Genomic DNA, 26,064 nt, shown 5'->3' with positions numbered 1-26,064 from the left:
CTTCATGTAACGGGTCAAAGTTGAGCATGTCAAATGAATGCGGGTGCGTGGCGGACAGCGTCCGGGCCTCCGGACCGCGCGTACCGAACGAAGGATGACCGACCATGACGACGGAACCGGCACCCCGCGCCGTCCCTACGCCGGACGAACTGCTGGAACCCCTCGCAGTGGTCGTACGCGGCCACCACGACGACCTCACCGCCGTCGCCGGCCGTCACGGCCTCAGCACCTCGCAGGCCCGGGCGCTGATCGCCCTCAACGAGCCCATGCCCATGAGCGCGCTGGCCAGTCATCTGGTGTGCGACGCGTCCAACGCCACCGGCCTCATCGGCCGGATGGAGACCCGCGGCCTGGTGACGCGTACCCCGGCGCCCGGCGACCGCCGCTCCAAGGTGGCCTCCCGCACGGCGGAGGGCACCGAGCTGGCGCATCGCATCCGCGCCGAGATGCGCGTGGTGCACGGCGCCCTGGAGGCCCTCACCCCCGAGGAGCGCACGGCGCTGCTGCCCCTGCTCGACCGGCTGGGGCGCCTGCTGTCGTCATGACGGCTCGACGCCATGACGCCGTGAGCAGGGCCTCAGGAGGCGGTCGGCGGGGCCTGGTCATCAGGACCGGTGCCGCTCTCGCGGCGCTTGATCTCGTCCTCGCGGCGGCGCAGGTCCGCCTCCCGGTCGTCGAGGAGCGACTCGTCCTTCTTGCTCCCGTCCTTCTCGTTGTCGTCCTTCAGCGACTTGAGGAAGTCCGGGTTGTCGTCGGGCGCCACCCACGTGGTGCGGCGCCCGCGCTGCCACTGCGAGGGGGTGCGGCCCCCGCCGCGCGTGCTGCGCACCTTGCCCGCGGCGAGCCAGACGATCGGTCCGACGATCCAGAACAGCAGGATGATGAAGACCCAGGCCACCTTCGGCAGGTGCTTCACCTCGTCCTCGGGCGTGTTCAGACAGTCGATGAACGCGAAGATCGTCAGCGCCAGCGGCAGAAGAAAGATCAGGGCCCTGAGCATGGTGCAAGATCTCCCGAGGTGAGGTGAGGAGGCGCACTGACCGCCCCCGGTGACGGGCCCAGGGTAGCCGGTGTCCGATACTGAACGTTATGGCTTACGACGATCTTCGCTCCCTGCTCCGGGCTCTGGAGCGCGAGGGCGATCTCAAGCGCATCAAGGCCGAGGTCGACCCCTATCTGGAGGTCGGCGAGATCGTCGACCGGGTGAACAAGGCGGGCGGCCCCGCGCTTCTCTTCGAGAACGTCAAGGGCGCCTCCATGCCCCTGGCCATGAACGTCTTCGGGACCGACCGGCGGCTGCTCAAGGCACTCGGGCTGAAGTCCTACGCCGAGATCAGCGACAAGATCGGCGGCCTCCTCAAGCCGGAACTGCCGCAGGGGTTCGTCGGCATCCGTGAGGCGTTCGGGAAGCTCGGCGCGGTGACCCACCTGCCGCCGAAGAAGGTGAAGTCCGACAGCGCACCCGTCCAGGAAGTCGTCCTGACCGGCGACGACGTGGACCTCGACCAACTGCCCGCGCTCTTCACCTGGCCCGGGGACGGCGGCTCCTTCTTCAACCTGGGCCTCACGCACACCAAGGACCCCGAGTCGGGAATCCGCAACCTCGGGCTCTACCGGCTGCAGCGCCACGACAAGCGCACCATCGGGATGCACTGGCAGATCCACAAGGACAGCCGCAACCACTACCAGGTCGCCGCCCGGCGCGGTGAGAAGCTGCCCGTCGCCATCGCGTTCGGTGCGCCGCCCGCGGTCACCTACGCCTCCACGGCGCCGCTGCCCGGGGACATCGACGAATACCTCTTCGCCGGCTTCGTCCAGGGCAAGCGGATCGAGATGGTCGACTGCAAGACCGTCCCCCTCCAGGTCCCCGCGCAGGCGGAGGTCGTCATCGAGGGCTGGCTCGAGCCGGGTGAGATGCTGCCCGAGGGGCCCTTCGGCGACCACACCGGCTTCTACACCCCGCAGGAGCCCTTCCCCGCGCTGAAGATCGACTGCGTGACGATGCGGAAGCGTCCGCTGCTGCAGTCGATCGTCGTGGGCCGGCCGCCCACCGAGGACGGTCCGCTGGGGCGGGCCACCGAGCGGTTCTTCCTGCCGCTGCTCAAGATCATCGTCCCGGACATCGTGGACTACCACCTGCCCGAGGCGGGTGGCTTCCACAACTGCGCGATCGTCTCGATCGACAAGAAGTACCCGAAGCACGCCCAGAAGGTCATGAGCGCCATCTGGGGGGCGCACATGATGTCGCTGACCAAGCTGGTCGTGGTCGTCGACGCCGACTGCGACGTCCACGATCTGCACGAGGTCGCCTGGCGGGCGCTGGGGAACACCGACTACGCGCGGGACCTGACGGTCACCGAAGGTCCGGTCGACCATCTCGACCACGCCTCCTACCAGCAGTTCTGGGGTGGCAAGGCGGGTATCGACGCCACGCGCAAGCTGCCCGAGGAGGGGTACACGCGGGACGGGGGCTGGCCGGAGATGGTCGAGTCCGACCCGGAGACGGCGGCGAAGGTCGACCGCCGGTGGAAGGAGTACGGCCTGTGAGTGCCTCAGCCTCGGCAGCCGCTGTCCCGCAGCCGCGCAGCAGGTCCCGCGCGTTCCTGCGGCTCGTGATGATCGAGCACTCGGTCTTCGCGCTGCCCTTCGCCTACATCGCCGCACTGACCGCGATGTTCCGGGTGGACGAGAAGATCCACTGGGGCACGCTGCTGCTCGTGACCATCGCGATGGTCGGGCTGCGTACGTTCGCGATGGCCGTCAACCGGATCATCGACCGGGAGATCGACGCCCGTAATCCGCGGACGGAGGGCCGGGAGCTGGTGACCGGCGCCGTCACGGTGCGGTCCGCGTGGACCGGCGCGATCGTGGCCCTCGTCGTCTTCCTGGGCGCCGCGGCCCTGCTGAACCCCCTCTGCCTGGTGCTTGCCCCGGTCGCCGTCGTGCCGATGGTCGTCTACCCGTACGGCAAGCGGTTCACGAACTTCCCGCACGCGATCCTGGGCCTCGCCCAGGCCATGGGGCCGATCGGCGCCTGGCTCGCGGTGACCGGGAGCTGGTCGTGGGACGCGGTGATCCTGGGACTGGCCGTCGGCATCTGGATCGGCGGTTTCGACCTGATCTTCGCCTGCCAGGACGTCCGGGCCGACCGGGCCCACGGAGTGCTCTCCTTCCCCGCGCGCTTCGGGATCCCGGCCGCGCTGTGGGGCGCACGGGTCTGCCATGTGGTGACGACCGGGCTGCTGGTGTGGTTCGGACTGGCGACGGACGCGGAGGTCTTCTACTGGATCGGCATGGTGATCGTCGCCGTGGCCTTCGTCTACGAGCACCGGGTCGTGCGGCCGCACGACCTGTCCCGGCTCAACCGGGCCTTCTTCTCGGTCAACGGCTTCATCGGGATAGCCCTCTTCGCCTGCGCGCTGCTCGACCTGCTGGTGCGCGGCCTCACACCGTGACGCGCGGCCTCACACCGTGACGTAGCCCTTCGGCTCCCGCGGGCGGCGGGGCCTGCGGAAGAGGAAGGCCGCCGCCACCCCGCCTATGAGCCCGAAGAGATGGCCCTGCCAGCTGATGCCGGAGTCGGTCGGCAGCACGCCCCAGAGCAGCGAGCCGTAGACCGCGGCCACGACCACGCCAGTGACGATGTCCAGCGGGCTGCGGTTCACGAAGCCGCGGACCAGCAGATAGCCGAGCAGGCCGAACACCACGCCCGACGCCCCGAGGGTGACCGTGTCCGGTGGTGCGGTGATCCAGACGCCGAGGCCACTCGTCACGATCACCACGAGGACCACGGACGCGAACCTCGCCGTCCCGCCGAGCGCGGCTATGAAGCCGAGGACGAGCAGCGGGACGCTGTTGGACGCCACATGCTCCCAGCCGCTGTGCAGAAACGCGGACGGCACGATGTCGGCCAGCTCCGCGGGCTCGCGCGGGCTGACGCCGTAGGTGTCGAGGGAATGGCCCGTGGCCGTGTCGACGGCCTCCAGCAGCCACAGCAGCGCGATCCAGAGGAGCATCACCGCGCCGGCGGTCACGGCCCGTGCGGTGGCGCTCGTGCGTGTGCCCGTCATGGTCACCCCCTGTCCATGGCTGTTCTCTCATCCGTTGCAACGTCCGAAGGGCCTGGCTCAGTTCCTGGAGCGGGGTGCCGGATAGGCTCGGTGGTGTGACAGCCGGGACTTCGATGACTCAGCAGCAGCGCAGACCTTGGATTGTCGGGGTGTCGGGCGCATCGGGCACCCCCTTCGCGGCCTCGGTGCTGCGCGGGCTGCTCGCCGCAGGGGAGAGCGTCGATCTGGTGGTCAGCCGTGCCTCACGGCTGACGCTGCTGGACGAGACGGGGATCGCCTTCCGTGACGCCCACTGGCAGGAGGACCTGCGGAGCTGGCTGGCGCGGGGAGCCGACGGGAAGCCGGACACCTTCCGGCCCGACATCGGCCCAGTGCGTCACTGGGCGGCCGGGGATCTGGCGGCCGGGCCTTCCTCGGGGTCGTACCCGGCGAAGGGGATGCTGATCGTCCCGGCGTCGACTGCGTGCGTGGCCGGGGTGGCGCTCGGACTCTCGAAGGATCTGCTCCAGCGGGCCGCGAGCGTGACGCTCAAGGAGCGGCGGAAGCTGGTCGTGACCGTACGCGAGACCCCGCTCAGCGGCTCGACGCTGAAGCAGATGGTCGCGCTCGACGAGGCGGGCGCCGTGGTGCTGCCCGCCTCTCCGGCGTTCTACGCGGGGGCGACGCACATCCAGGATCTGGTGGACTTCGTCGCCGGGCGGGTGCTGGACGCGGCGGGAGTGCCGCACCAGCTGTACCGCCGGTGGGAGGGGGAGCTCGGTGGCGCCTCCCGGAGCTGAGCCGGTGGGGGTCAGCGCTTCTTGCGGCTCATCCGCGGGGTGCGGGTGCGGTCGGCCGGGCGGGTGGCGGCGGGCTGGTGGGCACGCGAGCGGTTGGCCAGGTCCTGCATCTCGCGCATCCGGGCGTAGGCCATCTCGAGCGTGTACACGGTGAAGTCACTCCTGAAGATTCGAAAGTATTTTTTGGATGATGAGAAAGATTTACAGGGTTTGACCCTGTCGCGCCTTAGATTCTACACGTAAACTTGCGGTACTGCTGAACAATGGAAGGTTTCAGTCACATGGACGCGGTGGACAGGCAGCTCATCCAGGCCCTCAGAGAGAACGGCAGAGCCTCGTATGCCGAGCTGGGACGGCTCGTAGGGCTCTCCGGGCCCAGCGTCACCGACCGCATCAACCGGCTGGAAACCGCCGGTGTCATCACCGGCTACCGCGCGACCGTCGACGCCGCCTCGCTCGGACTCGGCGTCACCGCGCTGATCGGCATCTCCCTCTCCGACGCAGCCGACCACGAGGACGTCGCGCACCGGCTGAAGGACCTCGCCGAGATCGAGGACTGCTGGTTCATCGCGGGTGACGACTCGTTCATGCTCAAGGTGCGGGTGGGTGACGTGGACGGCCTCGAGAGGACGATCCGCAGGCTCAGCGGCACGAGGGGCGTCTCCCGGACCCGTACGACGGTCGTGCTCTCCACCAAGTGGGAGAACCGGGTCGGGGAGCTCCCCGAGGAGGAGTGACGCGGGCCCCTCCGCGCGGGAAGGCGGGGGTCCCGCGCGCGGGAGGACGGGGGTCCTGCGCGTGAGAGGCGGGGGAGTAACGTGGGCCGTCTGATCTGTTGCACGGAGACATGGGAGGCGCCCTAGTGGACGCGGGACTCAAGCGCGAGCTGGAGGAGAAGGTCCGGGCCGGCGAGCGGCTGACCCGCGAGGACGGGATCGCGCTCTACGAGTCCGACGACCTCGCGTGGCTCGGCGGGCTGGCCCACGAGGTGCGTACGAGGAAGAACGGCGACGTCGTCCACTTCAACGTCAACCGTCACCTCAACATGACCAACGTGTGCACCGCGTCATGCGCGTACTGCTCGTTCCAGCGCAAGCCGGGCGAGAAGGACGCGTACACCATGCGCATCGAGGAGGCCGTCCGCCTCGCCAAGGCGATGCAGGGCGAGAACCTCACCGAGCTGCACATCGTCAACGGGCTGCACCCCACCCTGCCGTGGCGCTACTACCCGCGCTCGCTCAGCGCGCTCAAGGAAGCCCTGCCGGAGGTGGCGCTCAAGGCGTTCACGGCGACGGAGATCCACCACTTCGAGACGATCTCCGGGCTCTCCGCCTCCGAGATCCTCGACGAACTGATCGAGGCCGGTCTGGAATCGCTGACCGGCGGCGGCGCGGAGATCTTCGACTGGGAGGTCCGCCAGCACATCGTCGACCACAACACCCACTGGGAGGACTGGTCGCGCATTCACCGCCTCGCGCACGAGAAGGGTCTCAAGACCCCCGCGACGATGCTGTACGGGCACATCGAGGAGCCCCGTCACCGCGTCGACCACGTGCTGCGGCTGCGGGAGATGCAGGACGAGACCGGTGGCTTCCAGGTCTTCATCCCGCTGCGCTACCAGCACGACTTCGTGGACATGAAGGACGGCAAGGTCCGCAACACCCTCCAGGCGCGGACATCGATGGCGACCGGCGCGGAGGCGCTCAAGACCTTCGCGGTCTCGCGCCTGCTCTTCGACAACGTCCCGCACGTCAAGGTGTTCTGGGTGATGCACGGCGTGCAGACGGCGCAGCTCGCGCTCCAGCACGGTGCCGACGACATGGACGGCTCGGTCGTCGAGTACAAGATCACGCATGACGCCGACGACTACGGCACCCCGAACAAGCTCGGCCGCGAGGACCTGCTGGACCTCATCCGTGACGCGGGCTTCCGGCCCGTGGAGCGCAACACCCGGTACGAGATCCTGCGCGAGTACCCGGGTCCGGACGCCGGCCGGCGCGAGACGCCGCAGCCGATGCGCGTCTGAGGCCTCACGCCCGCCCGGCGCCCGGCGCCCCGCGTGGGTGCCCAGGTGTCCCGCTGTACGGAAGTCCCGGCCCACCGTCCCCAGGCCGGGGCTTTCTCGCGTGGTGGACGCCGTTTGAAGAGCCCCTCGCGTAATAGTTAATCTCCGCATATGGCGCTTACCTTCACCGTGGATCCCGCATTCGACCGAACCCTGCGGGACGGCATCACCGCGCTCTGGGCCGACGTCAGCAACGCCGGTGGCGCCGTCGGCTTCGTGCCGCCCGTCGCCGAGGACGAGGTCCGGGCCGAGCTGGTCAAGCACCTCGCGGCGATGGCCGAGGGCCGCACCCACCTCGTCGTCGGCCGGGACGAGGACGGCACGGTGGCGGCCACCGCCTTCCTCACCCACAACACCCACCGGCTGATGCGGCACTGGATCGGCGCCTACACGGTGATGGTCCACCCGCGCCACCAGGGCAAGGGATTCGGCCGCGCGCTGATGGCGGCCACGGCCGACGCCGCACAGAGGCTCGACGGCATCGACGCCATCCGGCTCACCTGCCGCGGCGGCACCGGGGCGGACCGCTTCTACGCCTCCTGCGGATACAAGGAGGTGGGCCGGGTCCCGAACGCCATCCGGGTCGCCGAGGACGACTACCGCGACGACGTCATCATGCTGCTCCCGCTCTTCCGGTAGCGGTGCCGGGAGAGGTGCCGGGTGCAGCGCCGACAGAAGCGCCGGGAGAAGCGCAGGGAACAACCCAGCGAACTGATCGAATTCGGGGCATGCTTCACTGGTCGGGCAGGATTCCAGACTGCACGACCGCAGGAACGTCGGACGTAGAGAGAAGGCCAGCCCGTGTCCGCTGCCAAGCCGAGCGCAACGATCCGGTACACCGCCATGCGCCTGCTGATTTTCGTGGGCTGCTTCTTCGTCGCCGGCGTGGCGGTCCACTTCGGTGTGCTGCCCTCGGGCGTCGGCGGCTCCAACGTGGTCTGGGTCATCCTCCTCGGCCTGCTGCTGTCCGCGCCCCTCAGCTTCATCCTGCTGCGCAAGCAGCGCGACGAGATGTCCGAGCAGATCATCTCGTCGGTCGACCGGACCAAGGCCAGGCTCGAGTCGAACCGCACCCGCGAGGACAGCGTCGCGCGGTAGGCGCCGCGTAAGGTTCCTCACACCCGCACCCCGTACGAACGAAGCCCCGGACCGGAGCAGCCGCTCCCGGACCGGGGCTTCCGTGTGTCCGGAGCCCCCTGCCGGCCGAGTTGATCGAAAAGCGGACCTTTGAGGTTCCATAAGTTTCAGTGTTAACGTATTCGTCATGATGACAGCAGTGCGCACCCACCACGCCTTGAGCGTCCCGCTCGTGGTGCGCCTGCATGTCGATCTCTGCCGCTGTATGTCCGCGGTCTGTTGCCGCAGCGTCTGACCGGCATCATGCAGCGGCGCCGCCCCTGACGCGGGCGCCGCACCCCCGTCCCCCTGTTCGACCGCACGTCCGTACGTCTGTCCTCGTACGTCCCGATGCGTCACATCTGGAGTGTGTCCGTGTCCGCGAATCCCGCGCCCGCCGCAGAGACCGAAGCCGGCAAGCCGTCCGGTTCCGGTTTCCGCCTGCCCAGCATCCCGTTCTGGATGCAGATAGTCGCCGGTCTGGTCCTCGGCGTCCTGCTCGGGTGGCTCGCCCGCAGCCAGGACATCAGCTGGCTCGTCACCACCCTCGACAAGGTGGGCGGCATCTTCGTCCAACTGCTGAAGCTGGCCGTCGCGCCCCTCGTCTTCTTCGCGATCCTGGTGTCGATCACCAACCTGCGCAAGGTCAACAACGCCGCCAGGCTCGCCACCCGGACGCTGCTCTGGTTCATGATCACCTCGCTGATCGCCGTGGCCATCGGCCTCGCGATCGGCCTGGTCACCAACCCGGGTGCCGGCACCGGCCTCACCCCGAAGGACGGCGCCAAGCCGGAGAGCGCCGGCTCCTGGCTCGACTTCCTGACCGGCATCATCCCGGAGAACGTGATCACCCCGTTCACCGAGCTGAACGTCCTGCAGATCGTCTTCATGGCCGTCGTCGCCGGTATCGCCGCGCTCCAGCTCGGTGAGAAGGCCAAGCCGATCCTCGCCCTCAGCGAGTCGGTCCTGGAGCTCCTCCAGAAGGCCCTGTGGTGGGTCATCCGCCTCGCCCCGATCGGCACCGTCGGCCTCATCGGCTACGCCATCGCGACGTACGGCTGGGACCTGATCGGCAAGTACGCCACCTTCACCGCGGACGTCTACATCGGCTGCGCCCTGGTGATGTTCGGCGTCTACCCGCTGCTGCTCGCCACGGTCGCCAAGGTCAGCCCGCTGCAGTTCTTCAAGGGCGCCTGGCCCGCGATCCAGCTGGCCTTCGTCTCCCGGTCCTCGGTCGGCACCATGCCGGTCACCCAGCAGGTCACCGAGCGTCTCGGTGTTCCGAAGGAGTACGCCTCCTTCGCCGTCCCGTTCGGCGCCACGACCAAGATGGACGGCTGCGCCGCGATCTACCCGGCGCTGGCGGCGATCTTCATCGCGCAGATCTTCGACGTCCAGCTGGGCATCGGTGACTACATCCTGATCGCGTTCGTCTCGGTCATCGGCTCGGCGGCCACCGCCGGCCTCACCGGCGCCACGGTCATGCTGACCCTGACCCTGTCCACCCTGGGTCTCCCGCTGGAGGGCGTGGGCCTGCTGCTCGCCATCGACCCGATCCTGGACATGATGCGCACCGCGACGAACGTCGCGGGACAGGCTCTGATCCCGGTGATCGTGTCGGCCCGCGAGAAGATCCTCGACCACGACGCGTACAACTCGGCGTCTGCCTCCCCGGTCGACGAGCCCGAGGCACGCGAGGCGGAGCCGAAGGGCGTCCCCGTCACGGCGTGACCTTACGCACCCGAGCGCCCCCGGACCGGTGTCCGGGGGCGCTCCTGTGTGCCGGGTGGTCGGTCAGGGCCGCTGGAAGACGACCTCGGGGTTGCCGGGTGTCGGGCCGTCCAGCAGAGGCTGGTGCCGGCCGCGCAGGTGCTGGTCGAGGAAGGCGCCGACGTAGTCGCGGGTGATGCTGACCTCGCGGTCGGTGGTGAGCGTGACCGAGGTGTCAAGCGTCACACCCATCCGGTCCTCCAGGACGGGTACGTCCGTGAAGCTGGAGTGGCCGGCGCCCTCGACCACGAGCCAGCGCTTCCAGCCGTCCAGGTGCGGCCAGCCCTCGTCCCAGGTCTTGTCCTCCTGGCCGCCGGGGGAGTGCACCGCGGTGCCCAGCATCATGAAGGGGCGCTCACCGAGGCCGGATGCGGGAACGCGCTCCTGGAACGCGCCGTCCATGTTGATCCCCGCGTCGAAGCGCGGGTCGGCGAGCATCGCGGAGGCGGCCGCACTGCCCCCGATGGAGTGACCGGCCACGGCGACCCGGTCCGGGTGGATCATGCGGGAGTTCTTCCAGGCGGGGCGGTGGCCGGTCAGCCGGTCCAGTACGAAGGAGAGGTCGGTGGCCCGTCCGGTGGAGACGAGCCTGCCCAGCTCCTCCCGGGCTTCCTCGGGCGCCGACGCCATCTTCTCGCAGGCCACACAGGTCAGGAGCCGGCCGTCGGGCAGTTCGGTCCCGATGGACTCGTAGGCGTGGTCGACGCTCGCCACCACGTAACCACGGCTCGCCAGGTCCTCCGCGAGCGAGGTCATTGTCGCGCGGGGGTTGCCGAAGCCGGGGGAGAGCAGCACCAGGGGGAAGCGTCCGTGGGCCGTCCGCGCGCCGGTGCGGGCGTGGGTGCCGAGCGAGCTGAGCGCCGACGGCTGCACGGTGCCTTCCAGCCCGATGCCCGCCAGCACGAGCCGCGCTTCCCCGGTGCTCATGTACGGAGCGACGGAGCCCGGCCGCCCCGGGCGGGCGGGGTAGTACAGGGACACCATCAGCTCCCGGTCCCCCGCCTCCGGGACCCACGGGTCGATCCGGCCGGGGTCGGTGAGGTGCAGGACCTCCGTGCCGACGGCGTACGGGCCGGTCGGGCGGGGCAGTTCGAGCGTGTCGGTGGCCGTGGTGGCCGTGGTGGCCGTGGTGGACGCGGCCGGTGCGGGGCCGGATAAGGCATGGGCGGAGGCGACGGGCGCGGCCAGCAGGAGCGTGGCTGAGAGGGCGGCGACGGCCGTCCGTCTGCGGAATCTCATCGTCATGCCCGGGACACTAGGCGGCTGAACCGCGCGAACGCATCGTCCCAAGGTGCGATCCTGCGGGGGCCGGGGGCGTACGAGGTGCCACGCGCACAGGGGGCGGCGGGCCACTACCGGCCACCGTGGCCGGGCCGTGTTCCTTCCGTACGACGGCGGACAGGAGTGCGCCGTAGTCTTACCAAGGAGTAGCGCAGTGGGGGCGGGAGGGATGTCTGACGTGAGTGCAGTGAAGAGCAAACGGATGCCGCGCGCGGTGCGTGAGCAGCAGATGATGGACGCGGCCGTGCGGACGTTCGCGCAGCGCGGTTACCGGGCCGCTTCGATGGACGAGATCGCCGAACTGGCCGGTGTGTCCAAGCCGCTGGTCTATCTGTATCTGAATTCCAAGGAGGAGCTCTTCACCGCCTGCATACGCCGAGAGGCGAAAGCCCTGGTGGAAGCGGTTCAGGCGGCGGTGGAGCCGGGGATACCGGCTGACGGGCAACTGTGGTCGGGGCTGAGGGCGTTCTTCACGCACACCGCTGAGAACCCGGACGGCTGGGCGGTGCTGCACCAGCAGGCGAGCTCGCACGGGGAGCCGTTCGTCAGCGAGGTGGGGGCGCTGCGGAAGGAGATCGTTGCGTTCGTGACGGGTCTGATCGGTGCGGCGGCCCGTGAGGCGGGCCATGATCCCGCGCTGGCCGACCGGGATGTGGCGGGGCTCGCGCAGGCGCTGGTGGGGGCGGCGGAGGCGCTCGCCGGGTGGGCCAACGCCACTCCCGGTGTCTCGGCCAGGGAGGCCGCCACCACGCTGATGAACTTCTCGTGGGCCGGCCTGGAGAACCTCATGCACGGGCGCGGCTGGCAGTCCCGGGGGGAGCAGGGCCTCTCGTAGGGCCCCCGGGCGGAGGTCCGCGACCGGGGGCCCGGGTTCAGCCCTCCCGGGTCACGCTGCCGGTGAGGTGGACGCGGCTGCTGCCGCGCACCTGGAAGGCGGTGCCGTCGGCGGCGTACGTGACGGTCGAGGGCAGCGGGACGGGCGCCCTGAAGTCCGCCCGTACGGAACGGATCCGGCCCGGCCCGTCTGTTCCGGTCCCGCCTTCCGTCTCCGCGAGGCAGCGGGCGACGGTCCACATGCCGTGTGCGATGTGCCGGGGGAAGCCGAAGAGCCGTGCCGTCACGGGGTGGAGGTGGATGGGGTTCCGGTCGCCCGAAGCGGCTCCGTACCGCCGCCCGAGGTCGGCGGGCAGCCGCCACTCGGCGACGGCGGGCAGCTCCGGGGGTGTGGCCGGTGACGACGGAGGGGCTGTTGCCGCTCCGGTCGCGTGGCGGGAGAGGTAGCCGCTGCTTGACTCCCAGACGAGTTCGCCGGAGAGCCGCGCCTCGGTCACCATCGTGACCTCGGTGCCGCGTCGGTGGGGGGTCAGCCCGGCCGCGTACACGGTGAGTTCGAGCTCGTCCGTCGGCTGCGGCACCCGGTGGGCGGTGATCTCGATCCAGGTGTGGACCAGGCCGAGCACCGGCAGCGGGAAGCTCCGGCCGGTCATCAGCCGCATGGCCGCCGGGAAGCCCAGCACGTGCGGGTAGGTGAGCGGCAGCGGGCCCGATTCGGCGAAGCCGCAGACCCTGCTGTACGCGGCGAGGGGGCCGGGGCTGATGCGGCCCGGCGCCAGCACCTCACGGTCGGCGGGCAGTGTGGCGTCGGGGCGCCCGGCCCGTTTGAAGGGGGAGGTGACGGCTCCGCGGACGAGGGACAGGCTCAGGCCGGTCATGGATCACGCCCCCAGCAGGCTCTGGCCGCAGACCCGCACGACCTGGCCGTTGACCGCGCCGGACGCGGGCTGGGCGAACCAGGCCGTGGTCTCGGCGACGTCGACCGGAAGGCCGCCCTGGGAAAGGGAGTTCATCCGGCGTCCGGCCTCCCGGATGAGGAGGGGCACGGCGGCCGTCATCTTCGTCTCGATGAAGCCGGGCGCGACGGCGTTGACGGTGACGCCGTGCTCGGCGGCGGCGCGCGGGGCCAGGGAGCGGACCAGGCCGATGATGCCGGCCTTGCTGGCCGCGTAGTTGGTCTGGCCGTTGTTGCCCGCTATGCCGGCGATGGACGCGGTGGCGACGATCCGGCCGCCGCGGTTCACGGTGCCCGCCTCCAGCAGGGCGTCCGTGGTGCGCAGGACGCTGTCCAGGTTGACGTCGATGACCGAGGCCCAGCGGTCGGCAGGCATGTTCGCGAGCCGGCGGTCCCGGGTGATGCCCGCGTTGTGGACGAGTACGTCGAGGCCGCCGGGGGCTGCCGCGGCGATCATGCCGGCCGCGTCGGGTGCGGTGATGTCCAGCGGCAGGGCGGTGGCGCCCAGGCGGTCGGCGGTGCGGACCAGTTCCTCCTGCGCCTGGGGGACGTCCAGGCAGATCACCCGGGCGCCGTCCCTGGCGAGGACGGAGGCGACGGACGCGCCGATGCCGCGTGCCGCGCCGGTGACCAGCGCGGTGCGTCCGGACAGGGGCGCCGCCCAGTCGGCCACCTGGCCGGGGGCGTCGGCGGTGAGTTCGATGACCTGGCCGCTGATGTACGCGGAGCGGGGGGACAGCAGGAAGCGGAGCGTGGACTCGGCGGAGGCGGCGCTCGCCCCGGGGGCGAGCCGCAGCAGCTGTGCGGTGGCCCCCCGGCCGATCTCCTTGCCGAGCGAGCGTACGAATCCTTCGAGGGCCTGCTGGGCCGCCGCCTGGTGGTGGTCGTCGGGGGACGGTGTGGTGCCGAGGACGACGATGCGGCCGCCGCCGGCCAGCGACCGTACGACGGGGTGCAGTGCTGCGTGTACGCCGGCGAGCCCGGCGGCCGTGGTGATGCCGGTGGCGTCCAGGACGACGGCGGCCGGGCGTCCGGCCTGGCCGGTGACCTTCAGGCCGGTCGCGGCGAGGACCGGGCCGAGCGTGTCGGAGTGGGTGGAGTCACCTGCGGTGAGGTGGAGCAACGGCCCTTCGAGGGAAGGGGTTTCGAGTGTCCAGCGGCGGAGCGGCGCGGGCTGGGGCAGGCCGAGCCTGCGGCTGAGGAAGCGGCCGGATGCCGTGCCGGTGAAGTGCAGATAGCGATCGGCCATTGTCTCTGCTCCTGCTCGGTCGTAGATTTACTCCAGAGTAAGGTTACTCAAGGGTCAGGAGTTGTCGAGATGAGTTGGTCGAGTTGATTCCCCTCGCACTTCCGCAGCCGCGCCGGGTCGCGGTCATCGGTGGCAGTCGCATCCCGTTCGCACGCTCCGACGGACCGTACGCGAGTGCGTCGAACCAGGACATGCTGACCGCCGCGCTGGACGGACTCGTCGAGCGCCTCGGTCTGCGGGGGCAGCAGGTCGGCGAGTTCGTCGCCGGCGCGGTCCTCAAGCACAGCCGGGACTTCAATCTGGCCCGCGAGACCGTCCTGGGCTCCGCCCTGGACCCGCGTACGCCGGCGTACGACATCCAGCAGGCGTGCGGCACCGGTCTGCAGGCCGTGATCGCCGCGGCCAACAAGATCGCGCTCGGCGCGGTCGACTCCGCGATCGCCGGCGGCGCGGACACCACGAGCGACGCTCCCCTCGGCGTCAACGACCGGCTGCGCAGGATCCTGCTGGAGGCACGCCGCGCCAGGTCGACGGGCGCCCGGATCAAGGCGCTGGCCGCCGTGCGCCCCAGCCACCTCGTCCCGGACATCCCGCGCAACGCCGAGCCCCGCACCGGCCTCTCGATGGGCGAGCACGCCGCGGTCACCGCCCGGAAGTGGGGCGTGGCACGCGCGGACCAGGACCTGCTGGCCGCCACCAGCCACCAGCGGCTCGCCGCCGCGTACGAACGCGGCTTCCTGGACGACCTCGTCGTCCCGTACCTCGGCCTGGACCGCGACCAGAACCTGCGCCCCGGCTCCACGGTGGAAAAACTCGCCACGCTGAAGCCCGTGTTCGGAGCCGGGCACCCCGACGCGACGATGACCGCGGGCAATTCGACCCCGCTCACCGACGGCGCGGCCACCGTGCTCCTGGCGAGCGAGGAGTGGGCCGAGGCACACGGGCTGGAGCCGCTGGCGTATCTGTCCCTCTACGAGACGGCCGCCGTGGACTACGTGGACGGCGAGGAAGGGCTGCTGATGGCGCCCGCGTACGCCGTACCGCGCATGCTGGAGAGGGCCGGACTGACCGTCGGTGACTTCGACCTCTTCGAGATCCACGAGGCCTTCGCCTCCCAGGTGCTCGCCACCCTGGCCTCCTGGGAGGAGCAGGGGCTCGCCCCCGTCGACAGGGACAAGCTGAACGTGGCCGGATCGTCCCTCGCAACCGGCCACCCCTTCGCCGCGACGGGCGCCCGGATCGTGGCGACCCTGGCCAAGCTCCTCGCGGAGCGGGACGCACCCGGCCGGGGCCTGATCTCGGTCTGCGCCGCGGGCGGCCAGGGCGTCACCGCCATCCTGGAACGCCCCTGACCCAGCCGCGCCTGCCGCACACCCGTACGTGAACGACCCCGCGCACCCAGCAGCCGCCTCGGCGCCGGACCCCAGGGAGGGGCCCGGCGCCGGACCCCATGTCGAGGAGCCGCTCGTGTCCACGCCCGCCCCCGCCGCCGTACCCGCCGCGCCCACCGTTCCCGTCCTGGTCGAGCCGACCAAGGTCAGGGCGGCCGACGGCACCGTACGGGAAGTCTCCGTGCCGCCGCTCGCGCCGACCGTGCGACGTGGCTCGCTCGCCGAGATCCCCTTCGACAACGCCAGGGAGGCTCCCTCCGAGGCGGTCCTCAGCCGCAAGCAGGCCGACGGCAGCTGGCAGGACGTGACCGCCGACGCCTTCGCCGCGGAGGTACAGGCCGTCGCCAAGGGCCTGATCGCGGAGGGCCTCCAGATCGGTGACCGGGTCGCGATCATGGCCCGTACGACCTACGAATGGACGCTGCTCGACTTCGCGTCCTGGGCCGCCGGACTGGTCACCGTGCCCGTCTACCCCACCTCGTCGGCCTTTCAGACGCGCTGGATCCTCCAGGACTCCGGAGCCGTCGCCTGCGCCGTGGAGTCGAAGGAGCAGGGCCGGCTGGTCAGCCAGGAGCGGCAGCAACTCGGGGACCTCACCCATCTCTGGCAGTTCGACACGGGTGCCATAGGCCGGCTGAAGACGCTCGGCCAGGACGTACCCGACGCGGTCGTCGCCGCCCGTCGCGGCTCTCTGGAACCCGACAGCCCCGCGACCCTCATCTACACCTCGGGCACCACGGGCCGGCCCAAGGGCTGCGTCCTGACCCACGGGAACTTCTTCGCCGAGGTCGACAACGCCATCGAGCTGCTCCACCCGGTCTTCAAGTCGGTTTCCAAGTACCCCGCGTCCACCCTGCTGTTCCTGCCGCTCTCCCATGTCTTCGGCCGGATGGTGGCGATCGGCTGCATGCGCGCCCGGGTCCGGCTCGGGCACGCGCCGTCGATCCGGACCGAGGACCTGCTCGCGGACCTGGCCGGCTTCAAGCCGTCGTTCCTGCTGGCCATCCCCTACGTCCTGGAGAAGGTCTACAACACCGGCCGGGCCACCGCCGAGAAGATGGGCCGCGCTTCGTCCTTCGACCGCGCCGCCCGGATCGCACAGCGTTACGGCGAGGCGGTCGAGGCCGCCGAACACGGCACGGGCCCCGGCCCCGGCCTCGGACTCCGTGCCGCGCGTGCCCTCTACGACCCGCTGGTCTACCGGCGTATCCGCGCCGCGCTGGGCGGCCACGTCCGGTACGCGATCTGCGGCGGCTCCCCGCTGGGAAGCAGGCTCGCCGCCTTCTACGCGGGGGCGGGCATGCAGATCTTCGAGGGATACGGCCTGACCGAGACCACCGCCGCGGCCACGGTCACCCCGCCACTCAAGCCCCGTCTGGGCACGGTCGGCTGGCCGCTGCCGGGCACCGCCGTGCGGATCGCGGACGACGGGGAGGTCCTGCTCAGCGGCGGCCAGGTCTTCAAGGGCTACTGGGACACCGAGCGCGGCGAGGCCGCGCCGTATCTGGAGGACGACTGGTTCCCGACGGGTGACCTGGGGTCTCTGGACGAGGACGGCTACCTCACGATCACCGGCCGCAAGAAGGACATCATCATCACGTCCGGCGGCAAGAACGTGACCCCCGCCCCGCTGGAGGACTGGCTGCGCGCACATCCGCTGGTCAGCCAGTGCATGGTGGTCGGGGACAACAGGTCCTTCATCAGCGCCCTGATCACCCTGGAGCCGGATGGCCTCGCCCACTGGCGCCGGATGCGCAAGAAGGAGGACGTACCCCTGCGCGAGCTCGTCCACGACGAGGAACTGCGCACCGCGCTGCAGCGCGCGGTCGACGAGGCCAACCGGCTCGTGTCGCGCGCCGAGTCCATCCGCAAGTTCACGGTCCTGGCGGAGGACTTCACCGAGGAGAGCGGCCACCTCACCCCGTCGCTGAAGCTGAAGCGGGACGCGATCACGCGGGACTTCGACGCGGAGATCGAGGAGCTGTACCGCAAGTAGCGCCGAGGCTCCCGGGGAGTGGGCTCCCCGGGAGCGCATCACCGCATACCGTGGAGCGGCCAAGGACGACGACGGAGGTGCCTCGCATGCGGATCGCCACAACGATCTTCCTCACGGACGAGACGATCACACCGGTACGGCTCGCGCGCGAGCTGGAGCAGCGGGGGTTCGCCGGGCTGTACCTGCCCGAGCACACCCACATCCCGGTGAGCCGGGAGAGCCCGTATCCGGTGGGCGGCGAGCTGCCGGCCGAGTACGGCCGCACCCTCGACCCCTTCGTCGCGCTGGGGCAGGCCGCCGCCGTGACCGAGCGGCTGGCGCTCGGCACCGGCATCACACTCATCGCCCAGCACGACCCCATCGACCTGGCGAAGCAGGCCGCCACCCTCGACCACCTCTCCGGCGGCCGCCTCACGCTCGGCATCGGCTACGGCTGGAACGTGGAGGAGGCCGCCGACCACGGCGTGGAGTGGGCGACCCGCCGCGCGCTCGGCAGCGACCGGCTGGCCCTGATGCGGGCCCTTTGGGCAGACGAACCGACTTCCTACGAAGGGGAGTTCGGCTCGGTCCGGGCCAGCTACGCCTACCCGAAGCCGGTGCAGCGGCCGCGCGGCCCGGTGAACGGCCCGCGTACCCTGATCGGCGGGGCGGCCGGCCCGAAGCTGTTCGCGCGGATCGCCCGGGAGGCGGACGGCTGGCTGCCCATCGGCGGGCGCGGCCTGTCGGAGTCCGTACCGAAGCTGCGCGCGGCCTGGGAGGACGCGGGGCGCGACCCGAAGCAGCTCCAGGTGGTTCCCTACGCCGTCCAGCCGTCTCCGGGAAAGCTGGCGTACTACGCGGACCTGGGGGTCGACGAGGCCGTCCTGCAACTGCCCCCGGCCCCGGAGGCCGAGGTGCTGCGCGCACTGGACGCCTATGCGGCGTATCTGTGAGAAACCTCCGGCCGATAACCTGGCGGGGTGATCCACCGGTGCAACCGGCGGAGCTAAAATCGCATCTATCACCTCCGGACATCGATGGTGCGGCCCGTGTGCGTGTGTGCTCGGCTGCCTTGGGAGCGGGAGCACGATGAACAGGCCGTTGCGCCACATAGCCATCTTCTGCGGGCTGTTGATGCTCGCTCTACTGATACGCACCAACTGGCTCCAGTACGCCGAGCGCGAGGAGCTGGCCACCCACGAGCACAACCGCCGGGTCAAGATCACCCAGTTCGCCACTCCGCGTGGCGACATCATCGTGGGCGGCAAGGCGATCACCGGGTCGAAGCTGGTCGAGGGGACCGACTTCAAGTACCAGCGCACCTTCAAGCAGGGCCCGATGTACGCCCCCGTCACCGGCTACGCCTCCCAGGCGCAGGGCATGTCCCTCCTGGAGAAGACGTACGACAGCATCCTCAGCGGCCAGGACGAGCGCTTCGCCTTCCGGCATGCCAAGGACATCCTCACCGGCGAGGAGCGGCGCGCCGGCGGTGTGGTCACCACCATCGACCCGAAGGCGCAGGAGGCGGCCTACAAGGGCCTGACCGACCTCGACGCACGGGGCGCGGTCGTCGCCCTCGAACCGGCGACCGGCAAGGTCCTCGCGCTGGTCTCGACGCCTTCGTACGACCCCTCGGTCTTCGCCGGCAACTCCTTCAAGGAGGGCGACAAGTTCCAGGCGCTGGTCGACGAGAAGAGCAAGCCGCTGGCGAACCGCCCGCTGCGCGAGACCTTCCCGCCCGGCTCCACCTTCAAGATCCTCACGGCCGCCGCGGCCCTGGAGCACGGCGTCGTCTCCGATGTCGACGCGAAGACCGACGCGGTCTCCCCGTACCCCCTGCCGCTGTCGTCCAGCAGGATCAGCAGTGAGGCCGGCGACGCGACGTGCAACAAGGCCTCCATGAAGACGGCCATGCAGTACTCCTGCAACAACGTCTTCCTGGACGCCGCCCTCAAGGTCGGCGACGAGGGGATGCGTGAGACGGCCGAGAAGTTCGGCTTCAACGAGGACGTCTACTCGGACGACTTCGGCGACATGCTCGCCTCGAAGAGCCTCTACCCCGAGGAGCTCGACAAGCCCGGCACCGCCCTCACCGGCATGGGCCAGGGCAGCCTCACGAGCACGCCGATGCAGATGGCCATGGTGACGGCCGCCCTCGCCAACAACGGCAAGCTGATGCAGCCGTACATCGTGGACAGGCTGATCGGTCCGGACCTGTCCACCCTGGAGGAGCACGAGCCGCAGCTCAAGAGCCAGGCAGTCTCGGAGGAGACGGCGAAGAAGGTCCAGGAGATGATGGAGTTCACCGCCGCCGAGGGCAGCGCGAAGCGCGCCCTGATCGACGGCGTGACGGTGGGCGGCAAGACCGGTACGGCGCAGCGCGGTGACGACGTGAGCAAGGAAGTCCCGTACGGCTGGTTCGTCTCGTACGGCAAGAACCCCGACGGCCAGGCGGTCGCGGTCGCGGTGTTCATCGACCCGACCGCGATGGACATCTCCCGCTCGGACATCTCGGGCGGCGGCCTCGGCGGCCCGATCGCCCGCAGCGTGATGCAGTCGGTGCTGCAGAAGTAGCCGGGTCTGCTCGAAGTGCCGTCGGGAAAAAACGGACAGAAGTTCGGGCGTTATGTCCGATTTTCGTGTCCGTATCTTCCCCACGACCATTGAGAGTGAGCCGGGGGCGACGACCGGTCAGGCCTCGGAGCGCTCGGGTTTTTCTGCGGGCTCGGGCTCGGGTTGCTGAAGTTGATCCGTGTGCCCGGGCTCGGGCGGGACTGGCTGCCCGGGGAGGGCGTACAGCTTGCGCGGGGCGGCGGCGGTCGGCTTCCGCCTCCCGGCTCCGCCCAGCAGCGCCGGAAGCTCGGTCAGGGCGCTGATGCGCCAGTCCGCGGTCTCCATGACGTCCGGGTGATCCGCCCACCAATGACCGTACGGGCCCCGGCGGATGTGGGCCGCCCGCAGTCCTGCGGACTTCGCCGGGAAGATGTCGTCGGCGGGGTGGTCGCCCACGTACAGGGTGGCCTCCGGCGCTGCGCCCGACACGTCCAGTACACGGGAGAAGAACTCCCGGTCCGGTTTGCCGACACCCCACTCCTCCGAGGTGACGACCAGGTCGGCCGGCAGGTCCAGGGCCCGCAGCAGCTTTCCGGCCCGGGCCGTCCGGTCGCCCGCGATGACGACGCGCAGGCCGAGGGCGCGCAGTTCGGCCAGGGCGGGGCGGACGTCGGGGTAGAGGTCCGTCTCGTCGAGGTGCTCGCCGCGGCCGGCCGCCGCACGGGCGTGGTACGCCTCGCTGACGTCCATGTCGGGTCGCAGGACACGCAGCGCGTCGGTGCAGTCGCGGCCCTGCACGACGGCGGCGCCGACCAGCGCGCTGACGGTGTGCGGAGGGACCCCGAGCCAGTTGGCCCACGAGGCCCAGTGGCGGTCGTCGCGGACGAGGGTTTCTCCGATGTCGAAGACGATCGTTTCCATCACCCGGCCGAGCCTATGGGCCAAGCGGGACATAACGGCCCAGGCGCCAGTGCCGGACGGGCGGTTGCGCCTGACAGATGCCCTGGTCCGGAAGGAGCGGGGCGCTCGTATGCTCGGGGCATGACCGATCCTCAGCGCCCCACGACCAACGCCATGCGGCGCGCCCTCCGGCGGGCCCGCGACGGTGTCGCCCTCGACGTGGCCGAGGCCGCCGTCCTGCTCCAGGCGCGGGGAGAGGACCTGACCGATCTCGCCGCGTCCGCCGCCCGGGTCCGTGACTCGGGTCTCGACGCCGCCGGCCGGCCGGGGGTGATCACTTACTCCCGCAAGGTCTTCATCCCGCTGACCCGGCTCTGCCGTGACACCTGCCACTACTGCACCTTCGTCACCGTGCCGGGGAAGCTCCGCAAGGCGGGGCACGGGATGTTCCTGTCGCCGGACGAGGTCCTCGACATCGCCCGCAAGGGTGCCGAACTGGGCTGCAAGGAAGCGCTGTTCACGCTCGGGGACCGGCCGGAGGACCGCTGGCCCGAGGCGCGGGAGTGGCTGGAGGCCGAGGGCTACGACGACACCCTCGCCTATGTGCGGGCCATGGCGGTCCGGGTGCTGGAGGAGACGGGGCTGCTGCCGCACCTGAACCCCGGTGTGATGACGTGGACGGACCTGCAGCGGCTGAAGCCCGTCGCCCCGTCCATGGGCATGATGCTGGAGACGACGGCGACCCGGCTGTGGTCGGAAAAGGGCGGCCCCCACCACGGCTCCCCGGACAAGGAGCCTGCCGTCCGGCTGCGGGTGCTGGAGGACGCGGGGCGGTCCAACGTCCCGTTCACCACCGGCATCCTGATCGGGATCGGCGAGTCGTACGAGGAGCGCGCCGACTCCCTCTTCGAGCTGCGCAGGACGGCCCGCGCCTACCACGGCATCCAGGAAGTCATCGTCCAGAACTTCCGCGCCAAGCCGGACACCGCGATGCGCGGGATGCCGGACGCCGAGCTGGAGGAGCTGGCCGCCGCGATCGCCGTCGCCCGCCACATCCTCGGCCCTTCGGCCCGCATCCAGGCCCCGCCCAATCTCGTCGACGCCGAGTACGCCCTGCTGATCGGCGCGGGCATCGACGACTGGGGCGGCGTCTCACCCCTCACCCCGGACCATGTGAACCCCGAGCGCCCCTGGCCGCACATCGACGAACTCGCCGCCCGCACAGCCGAGTCCGGCTTCCAGCTGCGCGAACGTCTCACCATCTATCCGGAGTTCATCCAGCGCGGCGAGCCCTGGCTCGACCCGCGCCTCCTGCCGCACGTGCGGGCTCTCGCCGACCCGGAGACCGGACTGGCGAAGGAGGGCGTCATCCCGTCCGGGCTGCCCTGGCAGGAGCCCGACGAGGGTTTCAACGCCACCGGGCGCACCGACCTGCACCGCACCATTGACACCGAGGGCCGCACCGGCGACCGGCGCGACGACTTCGACGAGGTCTACGGCGACTGGGAGGCCCTGCGCGAGGCCGCCGCGCCCGGCATGGTGCCGTCCCGCATCGACACCGACGTCCGCCAGGCCCTGAGCCAGGCGGCCGACGACCCCACGAAGCTCACCGACGACCAGGCCCTCGCCCTGCTCCACGCGGACGGTCCGGCGCTGGACGAGCTGTGCCGGATCGCGGACGCCCTGCGCCGCGACGTGGCCGGTGACGACGTCACCTACGTCGTCACCCGGAACATCAACTTCACCAACGTCTGCTACACCGGATGCCGCTTCTGCGCCTTCGCCCAGCGGCGTACGGACGCCGACGCGTACACACTCTCCCTGGACCAGGTCGCCGACCGCGCCGCACAGGCCTGGGACGTCGGCGCCGTCGAGGTCTGCATGCAGGGCGGCATCCACCCCGACCTGCCCGGCACGGCGTACTTCGACATCGCCCGGGCGGTGAAGGAGCGCGTGCCCGGCATGCACGTCCACGCCTTCTCGCCGATGGAGGTCGTCAACGGTGCGACCCGCACCGGCATGTCCATCCGCGACTGGCTGACCGCCGCCAAGGAGGCCGGGCTCGACTCGATCCCCGGCACCGCCGCGGAGATCCTGGACGACGAGGTCCGCTGGGTCCTCACCAAGGGGAAGCTGCCGACCGCCACCTGGCTGGAGGTCATCAGGACGGCGCACGAGACGGGCCTGCGCTCCTCGTCCACCATGATGTACGGCCATGTCGACCAGCCCCGCCACTGGCTCGGCCACTTCAGGACGCTTGCCCGCCTCCAGCAGGAGACCGGCGGCTTCACGGAGTTCGTCACCCTGCCGTTCATCCACACCAACGCCCCGGTCTACCTGGCGGGCATCGCCCGCCCCGGCCCCACCGACCGGGACAACCGGGCCGTCACCGCGATGGCCCGGCTGCTGCTCCACCCGCACATCACCAACATCCAGACCAGCTGGGTGAAGCTCGGTGCGGAAGGGGCCGCCGAGATGCTGCGCTCGGGCGCGAACGATCTCGGCGGGACCCTGATGGAGGAGACCATCTCCCGTATGGCGGGCTCCGGTTACGGCTCGTACCGGTCCGTCCAGGATCTCGTGGCCATCGCCGACCTCGCGGGACGCCCGGCGAAGCCGCGTACGACGCTGTACGGCGAGGTCCCGGAGGAACGCGTCACGGCAGCGGCGGCCTCGGACGGCCATCTGCCGGAGCTGCTGCCGGTGCTGGAGGGCTGAGACTCCCCTGTCCGGCGAGGCCGACGCACGAGGTCCGTCACCGGTACCCCGTCGCGTCGGCCGGCTTGCCGGCGTCGTCGACCTCGACCAGGTAGCGCCAGCAGTCGGGGCGGGAACCGTCGAGGTCGGTGAAGCCGTACTCCTGGGCGAGCTGGCCGCTGGACAACGACTGGCCGTTCCGGCGCGCCAGGCCGGCGTCACCGGCCAGAGCGGCGACCGCGCGCCCGACGTACGCCGGGCTCTCCGAGATGCAGAAGTGCGGCACCTCGGTCAGCGCGTCGCGCCAGTTCTCCTCGGCCACGCCGAAGGCGTCGAGCATCATCTCCGAACGCATCCAGCCCGGTGTGAGCGCCACCGCGGTCCCGCCGTGCTGCTTCAGCTCGTGGGCGAGCACGAACGCCATGCGCAGCACGCTGTTCTTGACCAGGTCGTAGAAGTAGGAGTTGCGATAGTTCGCCCCGTTGTACGCGGATGTCCCGTCGGTCATCTCGACCACGAGCCCGCCCGGCCGGCGTACCAGTAGGGGCAGCACGAAGTGGCTGGTGATCGCGTGTGTCTCCACGCCCAGCCGGAGCAGCCGCAGTCCGTCGTCGAGGTCGTGCTCCCAGACCGGCTTGCCGAACGCGAACAGCCGTTCGCCGCCCCAGACGTCGTTGACGAGCACGTCGAGCCGCCCCTGCTCGGCATCGATGCGCTCGGCCAGCGCACGGACCTGCTCGGGCACCAGGTGGTCGGTCGGCACCGCGATGCCGGTTCCGCCCGCGGCGGTGACGAGCTCCGCGGTCTCCTCGATCGTCTCGGGCCTGTCGTAGTCCGAGCGCCGTTCCCGCGTCGTGCGCCCGGTGACGTACACGGTCGCACCCGCCGCGCCGAGCTGGACCGCGATACCGCGGCCGGCGCCCCGCGTGGCACCCGCGACCAGTGCGATCTTTCCGTGGAGTGGCTGTGTGGAGGCGGTCGAAGTGGCCGAAGCGGTAGATGTGGCCGATGTGGTGGAAGTGTCGGACATGAATCCCCTCGAGGTCCTGAACAGGCTGTGCGTCCCGGTCCGCGCATGTCATCGATGGCGGCCGGTGGATCCATGTTCAACGCGAAACCCGACACCTTGTGTCGGGTTTTGTGGAGGGAAGTGCGGGGGCGTGGTTCAGCCTCCGCTCGCGGTCCCGCCCGCCGCCGTGGCGATCACGTCGTCCAGCACATCCCGGGAACGGCGCAGCTCCTCGATCTTCCGGTCGATGCGGTCGCGCTCCACGGAGAGGTCTCTGACCAGGGTCGAGGTGGCGATCTCCGAGGGACCGCCGTCCGCGTCCCGTACGCAGGGCAGCAGATCGGCGATCTTCGCGCTGCACAGCCCGGCGGCGTAGAACTCCTGGATGCGGATCACGCGGTCGACCGCGCCCTCGGCGTAGTCGCGATGGCCGCCGGGGGTACGGTCGGCCGTCAGCAGCCCCTGGGTCTCGTAGTAGCGCAGGGAACGCTCGCTCACGCCCGTCCGCCGGGCCAGCTCGCCGATCCGCATGTAATTCCTCGCCTCCGGACTTGAACCTGACACCAATGTCAATTCTTACCGTTCCGGTATGACGAACGCAGCGGCTTCCCCGAAGATCTTCGAGCCGGCCGGACTCGGCCCCCTCACCCTTCCCCACCGCCTCGTGATGGCGCCGCTGACCCGGAACCGTGCCACGGCCGAGGGCGTACCGACCCCGCTGATGACCGCCTACTACACCCAGCGCGCGTCGGCGGGGCTGATCATCGCGGAGGCGTCCACGCCGAGCGCCGTGGGGCAGACCTATCCGAACATCACGGCGATCCACAGCCCGGCCCACGTCGAGGGCTGGCGCCGGGTCACCGACGCGGTGCGGGCCGAGGGCGGCCGGATGTTCCTCCAGATCCAGCACGGCGGGCGCGTCGGTCACCCCGACAACAGCGGGCTGGTGCCCGTCGCCCCCTCCCCGGTCGCCCTGCCCGAGACGATCCACACCCCGGCCGGGCGGGTGCCCTCGGTCGTCCCGCACGAGATGACCACCGAGGACATCCGCACGACCGTCGCGGACTTCGCCTCCGCGGCCCGCAACGCGATCGACGCGGGCTTCGAAGGCGTCGAGGTGCACGGTGCCAACGGCTATCTGCTCCACCAGTTCCTGGCCCGGGGGACCAACCGGCGCACCGACGGCTACGGCGGCTCCCTGGCCGGGCGCATCCGCTTCGTGGTCGAGGTGGTCGACGCCGTCGCCGAGGCGGTCGGGCGGGAGCGGGTGGGGCTTCGCGTTTCGCCGGGCAGCGTGGTCAACGGCATCGAGGAGGGTGACACCGAGCAGCTCTACCCCGCGCTCCTCGGCGCACTGTCCGACCGGGGCCTCGCCTATCTGCACGTGGTGCGTGCCGACCCCGAAGACTCCGTCCTCCAG

Annotated in this window: 25 protein-coding genes; 16 read left to right on the top strand and 9 right to left on the bottom strand. The window is 70.5% G+C overall.

Annotated features, from left to right (window positions below; genetic code table 11):
* Positions 1–104: 104 nt before the first annotated feature.
* Positions 105–545, top strand: a complete 441-nt coding sequence (locus BFF76_RS23465) for a MarR family winged helix-turn-helix transcriptional regulator (protein WP_031098390.1) — start codon at positions 105–107, stop codon at positions 543–545.
* A gap of 32 nt (positions 546–577) precedes the next feature.
* Here the strand turns inward: BFF76_RS23465 and BFF76_RS23460 are convergent, their stop codons facing one another.
* On the bottom strand, positions 578–1,000 hold the full coding sequence (locus BFF76_RS23460) for a PLD nuclease N-terminal domain-containing protein (protein WP_053928894.1): 423 nt from the start codon (positions 998–1,000) through the stop codon (positions 578–580).
* A gap of 89 nt (positions 1,001–1,089) precedes the next feature.
* On the opposite strand from BFF76_RS23460, the gene BFF76_RS23455 reads away from it, so the two are divergent.
* Positions 1,090–2,547: a menaquinone biosynthesis decarboxylase gene (locus BFF76_RS23455; RefSeq protein WP_031098394.1), complete on the top strand. Its 1,458-nt coding sequence runs from the start codon at positions 1,090–1,092 to the stop codon at positions 2,545–2,547.
* Positions 2,544–3,455, top strand: a complete 912-nt coding sequence (gene mqnP / locus BFF76_RS23450) for a menaquinone biosynthesis prenyltransferase MqnP (protein WP_065848998.1) — start codon at positions 2,544–2,546, stop codon at positions 3,453–3,455. The genes BFF76_RS23455 and mqnP overlap by 4 nt, the downstream gene beginning before the upstream one ends.
* Positions 3,456–3,464: 9 nt before the next feature.
* Here the strand turns inward: mqnP and BFF76_RS23445 are convergent, their stop codons facing one another.
* Positions 3,465–4,070, bottom strand: a complete 606-nt coding sequence (locus tag BFF76_RS23445; RefSeq protein WP_065849008.1) for a rhomboid family intramembrane serine protease — start codon at positions 4,068–4,070, stop codon at positions 3,465–3,467.
* Positions 4,071–4,183: 113 nt separating this feature from the next.
* Between BFF76_RS23445 and BFF76_RS23440 the strand changes: the two genes are divergently transcribed.
* The gene (locus tag BFF76_RS23440) at positions 4,184–4,849 is read left to right on the top strand and encodes a UbiX family flavin prenyltransferase (protein WP_031098405.1); all 666 of its coding nucleotides are present in this window, start codon (positions 4,184–4,186) and stop codon (positions 4,847–4,849) included.
* A gap of 11 nt (positions 4,850–4,860) precedes the next feature.
* On the opposite strand, the gene BFF76_RS33070 is transcribed toward BFF76_RS23440, so the two are convergent.
* Positions 4,861–4,998 (bottom strand): hypothetical protein, encoded by a 138-nt coding sequence (locus BFF76_RS33070; protein ID WP_167359524.1) that lies wholly within the window; start codon positions 4,996–4,998, stop codon positions 4,861–4,863.
* 132 nt (positions 4,999–5,130) lie between these two features.
* Here BFF76_RS33070 and BFF76_RS23435 point away from each other — a divergent pair, with 132 nt between their 5' ends.
* The 5 genes from BFF76_RS23435 (at position 5,131) to BFF76_RS23415 (ending at position 9,761) form a co-directional block, all read left to right on the top strand.
* Positions 5,131–5,586 carry an Lrp/AsnC family transcriptional regulator gene (locus BFF76_RS23435; RefSeq protein WP_053928892.1) on the top strand — a complete coding sequence of 152 codons (456 nt, stop codon included), beginning with the start codon at positions 5,131–5,133 and terminating at the stop codon, positions 5,584–5,586.
* 125 nt (positions 5,587–5,711) lie between these two features.
* Positions 5,712–6,875: an aminofutalosine synthase MqnE gene (mqnE, locus tag BFF76_RS23430; RefSeq protein WP_031098411.1), complete on the top strand. Its 1,164-nt coding sequence runs from the start codon at positions 5,712–5,714 to the stop codon at positions 6,873–6,875.
* A gap of 150 nt (positions 6,876–7,025) precedes the next feature.
* A complete protein-coding gene (locus BFF76_RS23425) occupies positions 7,026–7,553 on the top strand; it encodes a GNAT family N-acetyltransferase (protein ID WP_031098413.1) in 528 nt (175 codons plus the stop codon).
* A gap of 162 nt (positions 7,554–7,715) precedes the next feature.
* A complete protein-coding gene (locus BFF76_RS23420) occupies positions 7,716–8,012 on the top strand; it encodes a DUF4229 domain-containing protein (protein ID WP_031098415.1) in 297 nt (98 codons plus the stop codon).
* Between the two features lie 393 nt (positions 8,013–8,405).
* Positions 8,406–9,761 (top strand): dicarboxylate/amino acid:cation symporter, encoded by a 1,356-nt coding sequence (locus BFF76_RS23415; protein WP_031098417.1) that lies wholly within the window; start codon positions 8,406–8,408, stop codon positions 9,759–9,761.
* A gap of 63 nt (positions 9,762–9,824) precedes the next feature.
* Here BFF76_RS23415 and BFF76_RS23410 read toward each other — a convergent pair whose 3' ends face one another.
* Positions 9,825–11,045, bottom strand: a complete 1,221-nt coding sequence (locus tag BFF76_RS23410; protein ID WP_208604873.1) for an alpha/beta hydrolase family protein — start codon at positions 11,043–11,045, stop codon at positions 9,825–9,827.
* Positions 11,046–11,259: 214 nt separating this feature from the next.
* On the opposite strand from BFF76_RS23410, the gene BFF76_RS23405 reads away from it, so the two are divergent.
* The gene (locus BFF76_RS23405) at positions 11,260–11,916 is read left to right on the top strand and encodes a TetR/AcrR family transcriptional regulator (protein WP_078850738.1); all 657 of its coding nucleotides are present in this window, start codon (positions 11,260–11,262) and stop codon (positions 11,914–11,916) included.
* 37 nt (positions 11,917–11,953) lie between these two features.
* On the opposite strand, the gene BFF76_RS23400 is transcribed toward BFF76_RS23405, so the two are convergent.
* Both BFF76_RS23400 and BFF76_RS23395 read right to left on the bottom strand, forming a co-directional pair.
* The gene (locus BFF76_RS23400) at positions 11,954–12,793 is read right to left on the bottom strand and encodes a MaoC family dehydratase (protein WP_053928889.1); all 840 of its coding nucleotides are present in this window, start codon (positions 12,791–12,793) and stop codon (positions 11,954–11,956) included.
* A gap of 3 nt (positions 12,794–12,796) precedes the next feature.
* On the bottom strand, positions 12,797–14,119 hold the full coding sequence (locus BFF76_RS23395; protein ID WP_065848997.1) for a 3-oxoacyl-ACP reductase: 1,323 nt from the start codon (positions 14,117–14,119) through the stop codon (positions 12,797–12,799).
* Positions 14,120–14,193: 74 nt separating this feature from the next.
* Here BFF76_RS23395 and BFF76_RS23390 point away from each other — a divergent pair, with 74 nt between their 5' ends.
* The 4 genes from BFF76_RS23390 to BFF76_RS23375 all read left to right on the top strand — a co-directional run bounded on the left by BFF76_RS23390 (position 14,194) and on the right by BFF76_RS23375 (position 20,059).
* Positions 14,194–15,471 (top strand): acetyl-CoA C-acetyltransferase, encoded by a 1,278-nt coding sequence (locus tag BFF76_RS23390; protein ID WP_053928887.1) that lies wholly within the window; start codon positions 14,194–14,196, stop codon positions 15,469–15,471.
* 115 nt (positions 15,472–15,586) lie between these two features.
* A complete protein-coding gene (locus BFF76_RS23385) occupies positions 15,587–17,506 on the top strand; it encodes an AMP-dependent synthetase/ligase (RefSeq protein ID WP_031098432.1) in 1,920 nt (639 codons plus the stop codon).
* An 86-nt stretch (positions 17,507–17,592) separates the two neighbouring features.
* Positions 17,593–18,438 carry an LLM class F420-dependent oxidoreductase gene (locus tag BFF76_RS23380; RefSeq protein ID WP_053928886.1) on the top strand — a complete coding sequence of 282 codons (846 nt, stop codon included), beginning with the start codon at positions 17,593–17,595 and terminating at the stop codon, positions 18,436–18,438.
* A gap of 136 nt (positions 18,439–18,574) precedes the next feature.
* The gene (locus BFF76_RS23375; RefSeq protein ID WP_031098434.1) at positions 18,575–20,059 is read left to right on the top strand and encodes a peptidoglycan D,D-transpeptidase FtsI family protein; all 1,485 of its coding nucleotides are present in this window, start codon (positions 18,575–18,577) and stop codon (positions 20,057–20,059) included.
* A gap of 117 nt (positions 20,060–20,176) precedes the next feature.
* Here the strand turns inward: BFF76_RS23375 and BFF76_RS23370 are convergent, their stop codons facing one another.
* Positions 20,177–20,959 (bottom strand): HAD family hydrolase, encoded by a 783-nt coding sequence (locus tag BFF76_RS23370; RefSeq protein WP_078850740.1) that lies wholly within the window; start codon positions 20,957–20,959, stop codon positions 20,177–20,179.
* A gap of 120 nt (positions 20,960–21,079) precedes the next feature.
* Here BFF76_RS23370 and BFF76_RS23365 point away from each other — a divergent pair, with 120 nt between their 5' ends.
* Complete coding sequence (locus BFF76_RS23365) at positions 21,080–23,656, top strand: bifunctional FO biosynthesis protein CofGH (protein WP_079122470.1); 2,577 nt, start codon at positions 21,080–21,082, stop codon at positions 23,654–23,656.
* A gap of 37 nt (positions 23,657–23,693) precedes the next feature.
* Here BFF76_RS23365 and BFF76_RS23360 read toward each other — a convergent pair whose 3' ends face one another.
* On the bottom strand, positions 23,694–24,665 hold the full coding sequence (locus BFF76_RS23360) for an SDR family oxidoreductase (RefSeq protein WP_053928885.1): 972 nt from the start codon (positions 24,663–24,665) through the stop codon (positions 23,694–23,696).
* Between the two features lie 135 nt (positions 24,666–24,800).
* On the bottom strand, positions 24,801–25,175 hold the full coding sequence (locus BFF76_RS23355; RefSeq protein WP_031098444.1) for a MerR family transcriptional regulator: 375 nt from the start codon (positions 25,173–25,175) through the stop codon (positions 24,801–24,803).
* Positions 25,176–25,233: 58 nt separating this feature from the next.
* Between BFF76_RS23355 and BFF76_RS23350 the strand changes: the two genes are divergently transcribed.
* Positions 25,234–26,064, top strand: an 831-nt coding sequence (locus BFF76_RS23350) for an oxidoreductase (RefSeq protein ID WP_065848996.1), incomplete at its 3' end; no start/stop codon positions are given.

The organism is Streptomyces mutomycini, from assembly GCF_001700505.1.
GTDB lineage: Bacteria > Actinomycetota > Actinomycetes > Streptomycetales > Streptomycetaceae > Streptomyces > Streptomyces mutomycini.
The sequence above is the reverse complement of the archived record's forward strand: the minus strand, read 5'-3'. Positions and strand labels throughout refer to the sequence as shown.

Bases quoted from the DNA above. Each gene is read 5' to 3' on its own strand.
- BFF76_RS23395 (WP_065848997.1), bottom strand. From the start codon at position 14,119: ATGGCCGATCGCTATCTGCACTTCACCGGCACGGCATCCGGCCGCTTC.
- BFF76_RS23400 (WP_053928889.1), bottom strand. From the start codon at position 12,793: ATGACCGGCCTGAGCCTGTCCCTCGTCCGCGGAGCCGTCACCTCCCCC.
- BFF76_RS23425 (WP_031098413.1), top strand. From the start codon at position 7,026: ATGGCGCTTACCTTCACCGTGGATCCCGCATTCGACCGAACCCTGCGG.
- BFF76_RS23440 (WP_031098405.1), top strand. From the start codon at position 4,184: ATGACTCAGCAGCAGCGCAGACCTTGGATTGTCGGGGTGTCGGGCGCA.
- BFF76_RS23375 (WP_031098434.1), top strand. From the start codon at position 18,575: ATGAACAGGCCGTTGCGCCACATAGCCATCTTCTGCGGGCTGTTGATG.
- BFF76_RS23435 (WP_053928892.1), top strand. From the start codon at position 5,131: ATGGACGCGGTGGACAGGCAGCTCATCCAGGCCCTCAGAGAGAACGGC.
- BFF76_RS23365 (WP_079122470.1), top strand. From the start codon at position 21,080: ATGACCGATCCTCAGCGCCCCACGACCAACGCCATGCGGCGCGCCCTC.
- BFF76_RS23455 (WP_031098394.1), top strand. From the start codon at position 1,090: ATGGCTTACGACGATCTTCGCTCCCTGCTCCGGGCTCTGGAGCGCGAG.
- BFF76_RS23445 (WP_065849008.1), bottom strand. From the start codon at position 4,070: ATGACGGGCACACGCACGAGCGCCACCGCACGGGCCGTGACCGCCGGC.
- BFF76_RS23465 (WP_031098390.1), top strand. From the start codon at position 105: ATGACGACGGAACCGGCACCCCGCGCCGTCCCTACGCCGGACGAACTG.
- BFF76_RS23380 (WP_053928886.1), top strand. From the start codon at position 17,593: ATGCGGATCGCCACAACGATCTTCCTCACGGACGAGACGATCACACCG.
- BFF76_RS23460 (WP_053928894.1), bottom strand. From the start codon at position 1,000: ATGCTCAGGGCCCTGATCTTTCTTCTGCCGCTGGCGCTGACGATCTTC.
- BFF76_RS23410 (WP_208604873.1), bottom strand. From the start codon at position 11,045: ATGACGATGAGATTCCGCAGACGGACGGCCGTCGCCGCCCTCTCAGCC.
- BFF76_RS23360 (WP_053928885.1), bottom strand. From the start codon at position 24,665: ATGTCCGACACTTCCACCACATCGGCCACATCTACCGCTTCGGCCACT.
- BFF76_RS23370 (WP_078850740.1), bottom strand. From the start codon at position 20,959: ATGGAAACGATCGTCTTCGACATCGGAGAAACCCTCGTCCGCGACGAC.
- BFF76_RS23355 (WP_031098444.1), bottom strand. From the start codon at position 25,175: ATGCGGATCGGCGAGCTGGCCCGGCGGACGGGCGTGAGCGAGCGTTCC.